Annotated in this window: 13 protein-coding genes; 9 read left to right on the top strand and 4 right to left on the bottom strand. The window is 49.2% G+C overall.

What is annotated here, in order from left to right; translation table 11 throughout:
* The first annotated feature begins 123 nt into the window (after window positions 1–123).
* The 8 genes from MKZ12_RS02055 to MKZ12_RS02090 all read left to right on the top strand — a co-directional run bounded on the left by MKZ12_RS02055 (window position 124) and on the right by MKZ12_RS02090 (window position 8,771).
* Window positions 124–312, top strand: a complete 189-nt coding sequence (locus MKZ12_RS02055) for an aspartyl-phosphate phosphatase Spo0E family protein (RefSeq protein WP_339239207.1) — start codon at window positions 124–126, stop codon at window positions 310–312.
* A 276-nt stretch (window positions 313–588) separates the two neighbouring features.
* Entirely contained in the window at window positions 589–2,412 is a 1,824-nt protein-coding gene (locus tag MKZ12_RS02060) for a sensor histidine kinase (RefSeq protein WP_339258473.1), read from the top strand.
* A 5-nt stretch (window positions 2,413–2,417) separates the two neighbouring features.
* Window positions 2,418–3,185: a response regulator gene (locus tag MKZ12_RS02065; RefSeq protein WP_339258474.1), complete on the top strand. Its 768-nt coding sequence runs from the start codon at window positions 2,418–2,420 to the stop codon at window positions 3,183–3,185.
* Between the two features lie 103 nt (window positions 3,186–3,288).
* The gene (locus MKZ12_RS02070; RefSeq protein WP_339258475.1) at window positions 3,289–4,584 is read left to right on the top strand and encodes a sugar ABC transporter substrate-binding protein; all 1,296 of its coding nucleotides are present in this window, start codon (window positions 3,289–3,291) and stop codon (window positions 4,582–4,584) included.
* A 30-nt stretch (window positions 4,585–4,614) separates the two neighbouring features.
* The gene (locus MKZ12_RS02075) at window positions 4,615–5,325 is read left to right on the top strand and encodes a hypothetical protein (protein ID WP_339258477.1); all 711 of its coding nucleotides are present in this window, start codon (window positions 4,615–4,617) and stop codon (window positions 5,323–5,325) included.
* A gap of 277 nt (window positions 5,326–5,602) precedes the next feature.
* Window positions 5,603–6,517 (top strand): sugar ABC transporter permease, encoded by a 915-nt coding sequence (locus MKZ12_RS02080; RefSeq protein ID WP_253429358.1) that lies wholly within the window; start codon window positions 5,603–5,605, stop codon window positions 6,515–6,517.
* A complete protein-coding gene (locus MKZ12_RS02085) occupies window positions 6,501–7,355 on the top strand; it encodes a carbohydrate ABC transporter permease (protein ID WP_339258479.1) in 855 nt (284 codons plus the stop codon). Before MKZ12_RS02080 ends, MKZ12_RS02085 begins: the two co-directional genes overlap by 17 nt.
* A 78-nt stretch (window positions 7,356–7,433) precedes the next feature.
* Window positions 7,434–8,771, top strand: a complete 1,338-nt coding sequence (locus MKZ12_RS02090) for an FAD-dependent oxidoreductase (RefSeq protein WP_339261282.1) — start codon at window positions 7,434–7,436, stop codon at window positions 8,769–8,771.
* A gap of 347 nt (window positions 8,772–9,118) precedes the next feature.
* Here MKZ12_RS02090 and MKZ12_RS02095 read toward each other — a convergent pair whose 3' ends face one another.
* The 4 genes from MKZ12_RS02095 to MKZ12_RS02110 form a co-directional block, all read right to left on the bottom strand.
* Window positions 9,119–9,769 carry an amino acid ABC transporter permease gene (locus MKZ12_RS02095; RefSeq protein ID WP_339258481.1) on the bottom strand — a complete coding sequence of 217 codons (651 nt, stop codon included), beginning with the start codon at window positions 9,767–9,769 and terminating at the stop codon, window positions 9,119–9,121.
* Between the two features lie 151 nt (window positions 9,770–9,920).
* Complete coding sequence (locus MKZ12_RS02100; protein WP_339239217.1) at window positions 9,921–10,643, bottom strand: amino acid ABC transporter permease; 723 nt, start codon at window positions 10,641–10,643, stop codon at window positions 9,921–9,923.
* A 102-nt stretch (window positions 10,644–10,745) separates the two neighbouring features.
* On the bottom strand, window positions 10,746–11,588 hold the full coding sequence (locus tag MKZ12_RS02105) for a transporter substrate-binding domain-containing protein (RefSeq protein WP_339258483.1): 843 nt from the start codon (window positions 11,586–11,588) through the stop codon (window positions 10,746–10,748).
* Between the two features lie 38 nt (window positions 11,589–11,626).
* Window positions 11,627–12,379, bottom strand: a complete 753-nt coding sequence (locus tag MKZ12_RS02110; protein ID WP_301289677.1) for an amino acid ABC transporter ATP-binding protein — start codon at window positions 12,377–12,379, stop codon at window positions 11,627–11,629.
* Window positions 12,380–12,842: 463 nt separating this feature from the next.
* Between MKZ12_RS02110 and MKZ12_RS02115 the strand changes: the two genes are divergently transcribed.
* Complete coding sequence (locus tag MKZ12_RS02115; protein ID WP_339258485.1) at window positions 12,843–14,456, top strand: glycoside hydrolase family 28 protein; 1,614 nt, start codon at window positions 12,843–12,845, stop codon at window positions 14,454–14,456.
* Window positions 14,457–14,498: the final 42 nt, after the last annotated feature.

Here is a 14,498-nt window from a genome sequence, read left to right on the forward strand (position 1 = left end):
TATGCAAAATGCTTGATGTTGAAAGTATCTCTATGGAAATAAGCATTTTACCTTGCAAAGGAATATAATGTTAATTTTTTGGCAATGTATCCTAAAATGTTTAAAAAAGAGGGGGTGCATGCTGTGAGTGAACCGAAACAGATCAGAGACCAAATCGAACAGAACAGGCATGAATTGAGTCGTTTGGCGGAGAATCATGGCATGCAAGACAACAAAGTCCTCCGACAGTCCATGGTGCTGGACGAGCTTATTAATGAATATAATCGATTCAAATATAAAAGCCATCTCGGCAACAGACAACCGATTGCATAATGCAGTCGGTTTTTTGGTCTAATTCAACCGAATTGTTTTGCTAGATTAACGCAGCGGATGTGTTCTATAGAAATAGCGTAGTCGACTGTAGCGATACAGTCGGCTTTTTTGCGTTCACCCTGAAACCAATACGCATAACTTGAAATTCCGTACCAATTCCAGGGTTGGCAGGATAGCGAATGATCATTAAAACTGGATATGATAACCCCAGTTATATCCAGATTGATCTGTGAAGGGGGCTCATACAATGATCGGGAGAGGGAGGGATGAACGGAAATGATGGACAAGGTACGCACTTTTTTCGGAAAAAGCGTAAACCTGCGCACCAAGTTGCTCCTGTTGTTCCTGGCGCTGACGTTGCTGCCGCTAGGCTTACAGGGAGTGATGAACTACAAGCATTTCTCGCAGACGATGGATCGCAAGACCGAGCAGTTCACCATTGAACTGGTTCGCCAGATTAACGCCAATCTGAATCGGCTGCTGAAGGACTTTGAGCGGTTGTCGCTCTTGCCGCTATACGATCAGATGGTGCTTGGCATTCTGGGCAAATACAACGGTTCAATGGGGTCGGGTACATGGGCGAGGTCTGAGGATTATCTGAAAATGAAGCTCTATACCTCTGGTCAAGCTTATGACCGACCCGAGATTCGGGGAATTCATCTGATCAGCAACAGCGGCATCCTGTTCTCCAATCTCGATTCACTGGCAGTCAAGCCGGTGTGGGACAGCAGACAGGATGCCTGGTTTGCAGAGCTTGAACACTCGGAAGGGACGTGGCGCCTGATTCCTCCGCATGACCCCGGCTACTACACGGGCGTTCAGCAAGAATCGTATATATCGGTGGGCAGAGTGCTTCGAGATCCGGGTTCGCTCCAGCAATTGGGGTACATTCTGATTGACATTCGTCTGGAGGCCTTCGGCCAATTGTTATCCAATCTGAATGTTGAGCAAGAGGCAAGCCTGATGATTGTCGACAGCAAGCAGCGTCTTCTGTTCGAACGGACCTCAACTGGAGGAATGTCTGCGTACGACCAGTTGTTAATGAATGGACAGCTCCAAAACTATGCAGGGAACCAAAAAGTTGTTCTGGATGGACAGTCCTATCTCTATGTACAACACCATTCCAGCTATTCCGGGCTCTCGGTGATCAGTCTTACACCTATTGCCGTGATTCAAAAGGAGTCGGGTGAGATGCTCACCTTCACAATAGGGTTCGCTGTATTGTGTATGGCGGCTATATCGATTCTGGCGGTTCTGTTATCCTATCGTATCACCCGGCCACTGATTCGACTGAAGCACCACATGATTCGGGTGGAGCAGGGAGATTTCAGCCAGCGGGTAGCACACTTCAGCAGTGATGAATTCGGACAGATGAGTCGGGGCTTTAACCGAATGATGGAAGAGATTCATCGACTGTTCAATGAGATGTTCCTGCTGGGCATTCAAGAGCGGGAGGCAGAATTGTCGGCGTTGCAGAGCCAGATGAATCCTCATTTTATATACAACACACTGGAGTCCATTAATATGATGGCCATTCGCCAGAAGCATGCTGAGGTGTCCGACATGGTGACGGCGCTTGGCAAGCTGCTGCGCTATACGATTGATAAGGTGGACCGGATGGTTCCGCTTGGGGAAGAACTGACTTTTGTACAGTCCTATGTACGCATTCAGCAGGTACGTTACAACGGTAAGCTGGAGGTTAACTATGACATCGAGGAACAGATAACGGAATGTGGGATTCCGAAGCTGATCCTGCAACCGTTGGTGGAAAATGCAGTCTACCATGGCATTGAAGGGCAGGAAAATGGAGGAGTAATCTGGATATCTGCCTTGAGGTTCGACCATGAGCTGCTGATTAGCGTACGAGACAACGGTAAGGGAATGACTCAGGCTAAGATTGACGAGTTAAACGAATCCATAACAAAACAGCCTTCCAGTCAGGCATTACGTTGCCATGCCGGGGACAGTCTGGGGCTTAACAATATCGCCCAGAGGCTTCGCCTCATCTATGGAGAAGGCGGCAGCCTAAGCATTGATGGAAGTCCCGGGCAGGGCCTGGTGGTCACCATATCCATTCAACTTCTACCGAAAGGGGATTGAAGCGCATGTATAAAGTATTGCTTGTAGAGGATGAGACGGTTATCCGTCAGGGACTGAGGGAGCTGATCGTACAAGCGTCTTCTCAGTTTCAGGTAACGGGCGAAGCATCGAGCGGCACGGAGGCGCTGGATTTTCTGAGATGTGAAGTGCCGGATGTGTTAATCACGGATATCCGCATGCGTGAAATGGATGGATTAACTTTGGCAAGCAAAGCCAGAGACATGTACCCTGAATTGCTCATGCTCATCATTAGCGGCTATGGCGAGTTTGAATATGCGCGCAGAGCGATGGAGTTCGGGGTGTTGAACTATCTGTTGAAGCCAATCGATCGCTATGAACTGGCATTATGCATACAGAAGATTCAATTGTTGCTGGACCGCAGATATGGTATTTCAACCCTTTCGATCCCGGAGCCATCTGGGAAAGCAGAACATGCTAGTGGAGATACGCGGAAGATTATCCGAGATGTGAAGGAGCACATCAAGCAACATCCCGATGGAGATTTGCGACTTCAGACGATAGCAGATCTCGTTCACTTAAACCCTACTTATTTGAGCCAGTTGTTCAAGAACGAAATAGGTATTAATTATTCGGAATACATCACGGAGGCACGTATGGAGCGGGCCAAGTGGTTGCTGATCAACACGGGTCTCAAAATCTATGATGTGGCACGGTTATCCGGGCATCAAAGTCCCAAACATTTCATGCTGGTGTTCAAGCAGCAGGTGGGATGGACTGCGGGAGAATACCGAGACCGATTCAGTATTTCTTGAAATACCATACCATTTCTGTAGTTGACGTGATTTATGAGGGAACGAAGCTTTCGTTATACTTTGGTTGCACCTGTATACCACAACGTCCATAAGGGGGATTTCCATGAAAAAAGCAGGACTGATACTGATGCTTCTACTCATGATGGTGGCTTCAATCGCGTGTACTAGCGCTGATTCCAACAGTGAACCTGGCAATGCAGGCGGGGAGAATGGAGAGGTGGAGCTGAAGTTCATGATGTGGGGCAATCAGGCACATATGGATGTATACAACAAGCTGATCGATGGCTTCACCAAGGAAAATCCAGGCATCAAAGTCACGATGGAATCCGTACCTTTCGCAGAATACCAGCAAAAAATCTCAGTGCTTGCCGCCGGAGGCTCACTTCCCGATCTCGCCTGGGTATCGGAGCGAATGGTACCACAATTCAAATCCAACCACATTCTGGCCGATGTATCGGAGTTCAAGGATGATACACAGTTTAAGCTGGATGATTACATTCCAAGTACGCTTGATCTATTCCGTGACGGCGACCAGTTGCTGGGGCTCCCTTTTTCTACACCTCCGGTGGTCATGTTTTACAATAAAACGTTGTTCGACAAGGCTGATCTGACGGATCCAAACACACTTGCCACCCAAGGACAATGGACATGGGAACAGTTCGAAAAGTCTGCCAAGGCGATTACAAGCAAGGAGGCGACCAACCGAATCTATGGCGCCAACTTTTTTCGCGACTGGAAGACCTGGGCGGTGCTCTCTTCTTACTCTTGGTCCAATGGAAGCGGTCCATTCGACGAAGGTATGACGAAGTTCACCTGGAACGATGCCTACGGTATACAGACCTTTAGATTACTGGGGCGCATGATGTTCACCGATGAATCACATCCGAAGGCGGGGGAGCAGGTCAGCTTCGATGCGGGCAATGTGGGGATGTTTTTCGATAATTACAGCTATGTTTCCAAAGCAAGGGAGATTACGGATTTTGAATGGAGCATCGCGCCTATGCCTTCCGGTTCACAAGGCAGTGTACCGATGTTGGGGCAGGCCGGATATGCCATGTTCAACGACAGCAAACATCCAGAGGAAACGAAGAAGCTGTTGAAATATTTTGCCAGTGAGCAGGGGATTCAGGCGACAGCCACTTATTTTGTGCCTCCGCGTACTTCTGTTCTGAACTCGGACGCATTCATTCTTCAGCCGAATAACCCGAGCAAAGAGCATATTGTGCAGGCCGTCATTGATGAAATGCCCAAAGCGCGCTTAATTCCCGGCCATATCCGTTGGCAGGATATCGATAATGCAGTATTGCAGGGATTCGACCGACTGTTTGCCAAGACAGCGACAGCTGAGGATAACCTGAAACAAATGCAGGAAGAGATCCAAAGCATGCTGCAACCCTAAGTAAGTCGATTGAAACCGGAGGTGAGAATAATGGGCATATTCAAAGAATTACTTGAGCGGAAACCGCTGTCCCTGGTCGTCAGTCTGCCTGAAAATGAACTTGCTTTGGCTCGGGCAGCCATGGAAGAGGGGGCTGATGCACTCAAGGTGCATTATAATGTCGGCCATCGCGCCAGCGGGAATCATTTTGGTTCATTGGACAGATATACCGAGGTGTTTCGGGCGATCCGCAGTGAATTTGGGGGTCCGCTTGGGGTCGTACCTTCCGGCAGTATAGATGGAGCACGACGGGAGGATGTGGAGCGCCTTGCTGGACTGGGTTTTGATTTCTATTCCATCTATGCACATCACTTGCCCTCCTTCATGCTGAGTGACTTGGGGCTGGACCCAACGTTTGCGATCAATGAAGAATATGATGCTTCCCTCGTAACATCCGCAGCTCACTTCGGCTTCACTGCTCTGGAGGCATCCATTGTACCTGGCAAAGAGTATGGTACACCGCTCAGCTTCGCGGATGTGCTCAAGTATCGCCGTCTGGTCTTGCAAGCCCAGGTTCCGGTATTGGTTCCTTCCCAGCGAAAGCTGGTACCGGAGGATGTTCGGGTGCTACGCGATACCGGGGTCAAAGCGATTATGCTTGGAGCGGTTGTGACAGGCAACACGGAGGAAGAGCTGCGAAGGGCTGTGAACGGGTTCCGCAATATGGTGGACAGCCTGAACCGTCCAGACTATATAAGTTGAACTAAAGGATATTTACACTTGTACTCCGATGCCAGAACAACCTTCCGATCGCTGTTATCCCCAGATTTTTTTGGAATCCCTTATATAGAGGGAGAAATCCGGGGATAAGCATATGCTTCCGATGCAGCTTTCTTCCAGAAAGCTTTTAGGCGACCACTTCGCTTCTTCAGGTTTTTTCTGTCCTCTACGTTCTTGTGTAAATATATAGTTCACCTTATATAGAATCGTCACAGAGTTCAGCTTCGGAGGAAATTTGATTAAAAGGGGGTGGCTAATTGTGACCCATCCACACAAGCGCAAAAGAAGGGGACCGCTCGCCAGAGAAGCGCAGATCGCGGGGTGGCTGTTTGTATCGCCGATGGTGCTTGGGTTTACCCTGCTGCTGTTATTTCCCATGGGTCTCGCGTTATACATGAGCCTGACCGATTGGCCGCTGCTGGGGGATCATCATTTTGTTGGACTGGAGAATTACCGGAATATTATGACAGACACCATGTTCTGGAAAGTGCTCGCCAATACGGTTTATTTCACAGTCGGACTGGTACCGCTTAATATTGTGCTCGCCCTGCTGCTCGCGTTGCTGCTATCCAGGAATCTGCGGGGGATCGGAATTTTTCGAACAGCAATCTTTGTTCCGGTCATGACTTCGCTGATCGTATGGGCCATCGTATGGAAGCTGATGTATGCAACAGAATCAGGATTGATTAATCAGCTTCTATTGATGACGGGCATCAAGGGTCCGGCGTGGCTATACAATGAAGATTTGGCAATGCCGGCAGTGATTGTGACCAGTGTGCTGAAAAATGTAGGTCTGAATATGGTGCTGTTCATTGCAGCTATTCAGCAGGTACCGCGTTCACTGTACGAAGCAGCAACATTGGACGGTGCGGGCAGAAGGGGAACTTTCTTTCACGTTACACTGCCTATGATTACACCAACGGTGTTTCTGACTGTGGTCATGACCGTGATTGGTTCACTCAAAGTATTCGGACAGATCTATGTGATGACACAGGGCGGGCCGAGTAACAGCACAAAGGTATTGGTTTATTATATCTGGGAAAAAGCATTCAAACTATTCCAGTTCGGCTATGCTTCCGCTCTCGCATATGTACTGTTCTTCATCGTACTGATCCTGACGCTGCTGCAATGGCAGCTCCGAAAGAGGTGGGTATTCAATGAAGGCGATGCCTAATTCTTCGGGGAGGAAGATAGGAAGTGCCCTTGGGACGTATTTGCTGCTGACACTGATTTCGCTAATCATGATTGTGCCATTTATCTGGATGATATCGACATCATTCAAGGAGCCTCAGAGCATATTCACCTATCCGCCACAGTGGATACCGAAATCCTTCCGATTTCAGAACTACATCGATGTGTTCCGATTGATTCCGTTTCACCGTTTCTATTGGAACAGTATCTATATTTCTGCGTTGGTTGTGCTGGGAACCGTTTTTTTTGCTTCTCTCGCCGGTTATGCATTCGCCAAAATTCCGTTTAAAGGACGTAATGTGGTATTTCTCATCCTGCTGAGTGCCATGATGATTCCTCATGAGGTGACGGCGATTCCGATGTTCCTGTTCATGCGGCAGCTGGGGTGGATTGATACCCATCTTCCGCTGATACTACTGCCAATCTTTGGCGCGGGCGGTGTGTTTGGCATCTTTGTGATGAGGCAGTTCTTCATTACGGTGCCAACGGAACTGGAGGAAGCGGCGATGATCGACGGCTGCAACCGATTCCGAATATATGCGCGAATTATGCTGCCTATTGCCAAGCCAGGTATGGCTACGCTGACGATCTTCACGTTTGTGACGATCTGGAATGAGTTCTTCGATCCGTTGATTTTCATTAACTCGCGTGATCTAATGACGCTGCCGCTTGGATTATCTTTGTTTACAGATGAGGTCGGCACAGCCTGGCAATATCTGATGAGCGCCACAGTCATGGCGACCTTGCCACTTTTAATTGTCTTTTTCCTGGCACAACGGCGCTTCATTGAGGGGGTTGCCATGACGGGACTGAAAGAGTAAGCCATGAAATACGTGCAAAGGCGAGCAATACGTGCAATAGAACGGAAGGAGGGAAAACATTTGAGTGAACGGATGAGCATGGAAAAGGAAGAAGCAGATGTCGTTATTGTGGGCGGAGGTCCAGCGGGTATAGCGGCAGCCATTGCGGCTGGAAGACAGGGTGTCCGCACAGTGCTGGTGGAGCGATATGGATTCGTTGGTGGGATGTCCACTGCCGCTATGGTCTATCCCTGGATGACTTTCCATACGGAACGTGGGGAGCAGGTCATTCAAGGTATTGCGCAGGAGATTGTGGATCGTTTGCAGGCGTGTGGCGGCTCCCCCGGGCATTTGCGCGATACGGTTGGATTTGTGCATACTGTCACGCCGTACCATCCAGCGATCTTTCAGGTGGTTGCGGCAGAGATGTTGCAGGAGGCTGGTGTCCGGCTGTTATTGCACAGCTTCGTGGATGAAGTGGTTGTTGGGGATGATCGGGTGGAAGCGGTGCGAGTGACCAACAAGTCTGGACGAAAGGAGTTCCGAGCGAACGTATTCGTGGATGCAAGCGGTGATGCGGATCTGGCTTATCTTGCAGGGGCTTCGGTGGCGAAGGGGAGAGATGGCGATAACCAGTCTCAGCCGATGACCATGAAATTCCGCATGCGTGGTGTGGATCTTGGACGCGTGAAGCAATACATTCAGGAGCACCCGGAAGATTTCTATGCCAAGACCCCCTTCTCGGAGCTGGATAGCATTCCGTTAACCGGGGTGAGCGGCTTCTATTCCCAGTGGAAAAAAGCGGGGGTACCGATTAATCGCGATCAGGTGTTGTTTTTTACCGGACCGGCTGACGATGAAGTGCTGATAAATTGTACCCGGGTGCAGGGACTCGATGCGACGGATGCCGAGGATCTGACCTCTGCTGAACAGGAAGGGCGGAAGCAGGTGCTGATGATTGCTGAGTTTTTGCAGCGTGATGTGCCTGGATTCGAACGGGCTTCCATCTCAGCGGTAGCACCTCAGATTGGTATTCGTGAATCCAGACGGATTATCGGTCATTATGCGTTGACCCAAGCGGATGTGGTCGCAGGACGGAAGTTCGAGGATGTGATTGCCAGAAGCGGTTATCCTATCGATATTCATGACCCTTCGGGTCAAGGTGTTGTAGCTGCCTTTATCAAAGGGGATGGGGCGTACGATATTCCGTATCGTTGTCTGGTCTCTCGCAATATCCGCAATCTGCTGGCGGCAGGACGCTGCATCTCCACCACACATGAGGCGCATGCGACGACAAGGTTGACGCCAAGCTGTATGGCTACCGGGGAGGCCGCCGGGACAGCAGCTGCACTAACCGTGAAGATGAAGCTTGATCCGGTGGGACTGCCAATTGAGCTGCTACAGGCGGAATTACGTCACAACGGAGCGGCGATCTAGCGGATAAGCTGATTGTGGGCGGATTGGACGCAGTATTAGTCGTGGGAGCGGCATGAATCATTAATAGTGGGCGTAACGTGGATGTTTATTTATTTAATTCACGGTGGTGTAAGTTTTAACGAACCTGAGACGTCTAATATGGGGCTATAAGCTGGGATGAAAAATGTAACGAATCTCGGTAAAGTTATTTTACTCAAAAACCTGAAATACGGCGTACAGGTGGGGTGAATCGGAAAAATAGAGCGTCTACGATTCGTTAGGTTAGAAACTGTCCCCAAAATGGCCAAATAAGCTTCCCCCGGTTCGTTAGAACATCGGTGGGAAGCTCATTTCATTTATTCAGTCATTTAATTCATGCGTGCCTCAAGTCGCCTTGCGACAATGGACAGCGTGTAGTTGATGACAAAATACAATACCGCAGCGAGCAGGAGGGCGGGGATAATATAATCGAAACTTTGGCCGCCGAGGATCTGCACGTTGTGCATCAGTTCCGGCAAAGAGATGATGATTGCCAGTGAAGTATCCTTCAGGAGTGAGATGAACTGGCTGACCATCGGCGGAGACATGCGGCGTAGCGCCTGTGGCATGATGATGCCACCGAGAGTCTGCATGTAGGTCAGGCCGGAAGAACGGGCAGCTTCCACCTGACCGCGCTCAACAGACTTCAGACCGCTACGTACGATCTCGGCGATCATCGCGCCTTCAAATAGACTCAGTCCAACGACCGTGGACCAGAAGACGGACATTTTGATCCCGAGCTGCGGAAGTACGATGTGGATGAAGAAAATGATGAGCAGTAGTGGCAGATTCCGAATCGTATCCACGATGACCGCTACGATCTGTGACAGAATGGGGATGCGAGTAAACCGGACGGTACCCAGCACGGTGCCAAGTATGAAGCTGAATACAATGGATAGCCCTGCGACCTGTAGGGTAATCAAGAATCCTTGAAGCAGAAAACGAAGGTTGGGCCACGCATAGGCCCCGCTAAAGTCCATATTTTATTAGCCTCCTTCTGTATGCAGGAATAGAATATTGAAGATCAATAGATGGGGCATGGACTAGCCAAAATAACGGACCAAAATTATCGAAAGGTCTGAAATAGCCAATATATCTCCCTAAAAATCTGCGCATGTATAGGTCAATCTGTTACATGGTAACCTGACCGGCCGGTTTGTTCTTCTTCGGTTTGCCCTTGGTGCTGCGCGCCTCTGCATCGCTCTGTCCGAACCTGCGCTCCATATAATGCACCAGAAAGCTGAGTGGTAGTGTCAGCACCAGATAGAACAGCGCAACAACGGTGTATACACTTAGCGGTTGGAACGTATCCGAGTTAACCAGGTCGGCAAAATACATGAGATCCATACCGGCGACAACGGCCAGAATGGATGAGTTCTTGACCAGATTAATAAATTGGTTGCCGATGGACGGCAAAACAATCTTGATCGCTTGAGGCAGAATGATCAGATTCATAGCCTGTACATAGGACAAGCCGGAGGATCTTGCGGCTTCCAGTTGTCCACGCGGCACCGTCTGAATGCCCGCTCGGATCGCTTCGGCAATGAAAGCGGCGGTATAGATGGTCAGACCCAGAGTACCAGAGACAAATCCGTCGAGCGAAATGCCTAGTGCCGGCAGTCCGAGATAGAAGAAGAACACAACCAACAGCAGGGGAATGTTTCGGATAAACTCCACAAAAGCCGTGCCAATCCAGTTTAGCGGTTTCACAGGGGATATCCGAAAGATCGCCAGAATCGCGCCCAGGATAAAGCTGCCAACGAGAGCTATAATACTCACTTGAATGGTATTCAGGAATCCTTCCAGAAAACGATCCGAGTGTCGCATCAGTACGCTGAAATCCAATGTGCCCATATAGGCAAAGCCTCCGTTCTCCAGATGTAGAAACGGCGATTACGTCTGCTTATGCATCGCATCCAGCAGACGAATTCGCCGCGTGCTCATCATTAATCGGGGTTACTCGGGCTTGGAGCCCAGCCATTTCTCATGTAATGTGTCATATTCCCCGCTGTCTTTCATGCTTTTGAGCAGCTTGTTGACTTCTTCCACGAAGGGGGTGTCGCCTTTGCGAATGGCCATACCATAAGGTTCACTTGTGAAATTGCCACCAACCAATTGGAAGCTGTTATCTGTCTGTTGCATGCCGATAAGGATGATATTATCTGTGGTCAGCGCTTCGCCTTTACCGGCTTTGAGAGCAGTGAATGCATCCTGATAGTTATCGAATTCGAGCACTTCAGCATCAGGGGCTTTCTCGCGAATGTTCTGAGCGGATGTGGAGCCTTTCACGGCGAGTACTTTCACCCCGCTGAGGCTTTCCAAGCCGGTAATCGGACTATCATTTTTCACCAGCAGGGATTGGCCTGCCTCGAAATACACATCACTAAAATCCACCTGTTCCTTACGCTCATCCGTAATCGTCATCGTGGCGATGATGATGTCAATGTCTCCATTCTGCAACATGGGAATACGTGTCTTGGAAGTGACTTCTTTCAGTTCGACCTTTGTCTCATCTCCAAGGATCTGTTTGGCGAGTGCCTTGGCGATATCAATATCGAATCCCTCAACGTTGCCGCTTGCGGGATCTTTCAGTCCGAATAGCTTCGTATCATATTTCACGCCGGCAATAAGTTTGCCGCGCTCTTTAATCTGCTCAATGGTTCCTTTAGCTACGGCATCTCCGCCAGAACCGCTACTACCGCCGCTACTGCTATTCTCCTCACCTGTACTACAACCGGACAATACCAGCGAGAGAATAAGGACAAGTATAAATGACGGCCACTTCAACAATTTTTTCATGAATAAGACCCCTTTCAAAATGGAATATTGGATTATTCTCAATGATGAATCAGACGGCTCAGGAATTGCTGTGCTCGTTCTTCTCTGGGGTTGTCAAAAAATTCAGCGGCGGTGGCCTCTTCTACAATTCGGCCTTCGTCCATGAAGATGACCCGGTCCGCAACTTCGCGGGCGAATCCCATCTCATGGGTAACAACGACCATGGTCATGCCATTATGGGCAAGGGAACGCATCACATCGAGGACTTCCCCAATCATTTCGGGATCGAGTGCAGAGGTCGGTTCGTCAAAAAGCATGATTTTGGGCTCCATGGCGAGTCCTCTGGCGATGGCTACCCGTTGTTGCTGTCCACCGGACAACTGGGAGGGATAACTGTCTGCTTTGTCGGCAATGCCTACCCGGGTCAGATACTTCATGGCCGTTGAGGCAGCTTGTTCTTTGGGTTGTTTGCGTACCTTCATGGGTGCAAGGGTAATGTTATCAATGACTTTTTTGTGAGGATAAAGATTGAAGTGTTGAAATACCATACCGATGTCACGGCGGAAGAGGTTAATATCCACCTTTTTCTGATGTAGAGGGACCCCACTGACAACAAGTTCGCCTTCGGTAATGGTCTCCAGGCGGTTAATACAGCGGAGTAACGTGCTTTTGCCGGAGCCGGAAGGTCCGATGATGACGACAACCTCTCCTTCTTCGATGTGAAGATGGATATCCTTGAGGACATGAAAATGACCGAAATGCTTTTGGACACCCCTAAATTCAATCAAGAGTAGACCCCATCCTTTCTGCAACGAATGTTTGTAAAAGGAATAATAAGGAATTAATTGAAACTAGTTATTTAATCATACATACTCATCCTGCTAATGGCAATTGGTTTGTGATAAAACATGACATAAGTAATAGACTTTCTAGGGCTATGGGCAGTAATTGTGTTATATACCTGTTATGTTATCAAATCTCTTGTGACGAATCCTGACAGAAAATTGAATCTATTCTCCTAGTTGTTTACCAACCATTGGAATAGATGTATAGAGTATACTAGAAATGATGTTTCATTTATGACTCTGATCATAAAAACAAATTCCATCAAGTTCTAACTGTACATGGCAAAAAAGCTCAACCTAGTGCATCAGGCCATTGATATGATGGAGCGAGAAAGTATCTGTCTGAAAGTAAACTAAAGAAAGTAGAAACGAAAAGTTGATCTCATAACGCTTAGATTTCCATTACAGGTAGAGAGGATGATTCTGCATAATGAATACATATCACTCCCCAATGTCGACGGGTACAGGTGCCCAGTCTGATGTCCAAGCTTATGAAGCCAATTTACCTGTCATTCCGGCTCAGGATTTTCGAATTACAGACTATGGAGCTGTTGGAGATGGGGTAACAGATAATACGGAGATGTTCCGCCTTGCAATCGCGTCATGCGCTGAAGCGGGAGGAGGCAGAATCGTTATCCCTGCCGGGGTATGGCTCACAGGTCCGATTGTAATGCGCAGCCGGATCGAACTACATGTGGAAGCAGGGGCGCTGGTTACGTTTAGCCGAGATTTCGATCAATATCCATTGATCGCATCAAGCTTCGAAGGCTGGCAGGTGGTACGCTGTCAATCCCCGATCGATGGTGATCAACTGGAGGATATTGCGATTACCGGTGAGGGGATATGGGATGGTGGCGGTGAAGCGTGGCGTCCGGTAAAACGCTCCAAAATGACGACTTCACAATGGAACCAATTGGTCGCTTCGGGTGGTGTTGTAGAGCAATCGGGTGGGGATGAAGAAATCTGGTGGCCTTCCGTCTCTGCACTTGAAGGTGGTATCATTGCAAATCGTTTGCATAAGGAGCAGGTACGTGATGTTGCCGCCTATGAACAAGCCAGAGACTTTTTGCGTCCTAACATGGTCAGCTTGCGCAGATGTACACGGGTGCTGCTGGACGGTCCAACGTTCCAGAACTCGCCTGCATGGAATCTGCACCCCTGGGCATCTGAGCATGTCACCATTCGTAACGTGAGTGTGCGTAATCCGTGGTTTTCTCAGAATGGAGATGGGCTGGACATTGAATCCTGCCGTCATGTGGTGGTGGAGAAGAGTGTATTCGATGTGGGTGATGATGCGATCTGTCTGAAATCAGGCAAGGATGAAGAAGGCCGTGAACTGGGTCTTGCTTCGGAGTACATTACCATTCGGGAGTGCACCGTGTATCATGGTCATGGCGGTTTCGTCATTGGTAGCGAAATGTCTGGTGGTGTGCGGCATGTGAGAGTGTCGGATTGTACGTTTATCGGCACGGATATTGGACTTCGCTTCAAAAGCGCACGGGGACGCGGCGGGGTGGTTGAGGATATTCAGATCGAGCGTATATATATGAAAGATATCATTATGGAAGCCATCTCGTTTTCCTTTTTCTATGCGAATCAGGAAGGGTCTGCCCGGGGCAGTGACTTGTCTCAGGAGATTAGCGAGGAGACGCCGGTGTTCCGGGATATTCGAATATCGGATGTGGTCTGTGCCGGTGCGGACACTGCGTTGCTCATAAGTGGGTTGCCGGAATTGCCTTTGGATGGCGTAGTCATTGAACGATACCATGTAGAAGCCCGCACAGGTATTCAATGTGCCCAAGCGAAGCATCTGCGGATTACAGAACTGAACGCCCGGATTACCGAAGGTCCGTTAATTCATTTGCACCAGTGCAAAGGGGCGGAGTTGGAGCGCATTCAGGGCAAGGGGGCGGATGGTCGACTTCTGATGGTGACAGGACACGAATCCGCAGGCATTGTGTGCCGAGAAAGTGATGCCGACACAGACGGTCGCCAGATCTCTGTGGGTCCTGAAGTACGAAGTGGTGTGATCATCCGCAGGTAAAAAGTGTATGTAAAAGGGGCTATACAAGTGGCTCCAATTCAG

This window comes from Paenibacillus sp. FSL R5-0713, assembly GCF_037973325.1.
Lineage (GTDB): Bacteria > Bacillota > Bacilli > Paenibacillales > Paenibacillaceae > Paenibacillus.

What these genes read in the sequence shown, in the direction of transcription:
- MKZ12_RS02075 (WP_339258477.1), top strand. Translation starts at nt 4,615, where the DNA reads ATGGGCATATTCAAAGAATTACTTGAGCGGAAACCGCTGTCCCTGGTC.
- MKZ12_RS02070 (WP_339258475.1), top strand. Translation starts at nt 3,289, where the DNA reads ATGAAAAAAGCAGGACTGATACTGATGCTTCTACTCATGATGGTGGCT.
- MKZ12_RS02085 (WP_339258479.1), top strand. Translation starts at nt 6,501, where the DNA reads ATGAAGGCGATGCCTAATTCTTCGGGGAGGAAGATAGGAAGTGCCCTT.
- MKZ12_RS02095 (WP_339258481.1), bottom strand. Translation starts at nt 9,769, where the DNA reads ATGGACTTTAGCGGGGCCTATGCGTGGCCCAACCTTCGTTTTCTGCTT.
- MKZ12_RS02100 (WP_339239217.1), bottom strand. Translation starts at nt 10,643, where the DNA reads ATGGGCACATTGGATTTCAGCGTACTGATGCGACACTCGGATCGTTTT.
- MKZ12_RS02060 (WP_339258473.1), top strand. Translation starts at nt 589, where the DNA reads ATGATGGACAAGGTACGCACTTTTTTCGGAAAAAGCGTAAACCTGCGC.
- MKZ12_RS02065 (WP_339258474.1), top strand. Translation starts at nt 2,418, where the DNA reads ATGTATAAAGTATTGCTTGTAGAGGATGAGACGGTTATCCGTCAGGGA.
- MKZ12_RS02115 (WP_339258485.1), top strand. Translation starts at nt 12,843, where the DNA reads ATGAATACATATCACTCCCCAATGTCGACGGGTACAGGTGCCCAGTCT.
- MKZ12_RS02090 (WP_339261282.1), top strand. Translation starts at nt 7,434, where the DNA reads ATGGAAAAGGAAGAAGCAGATGTCGTTATTGTGGGCGGAGGTCCAGCG.
- MKZ12_RS02105 (WP_339258483.1), bottom strand. Translation starts at nt 11,588, where the DNA reads ATGAAAAAATTGTTGAAGTGGCCGTCATTTATACTTGTCCTTATTCTC.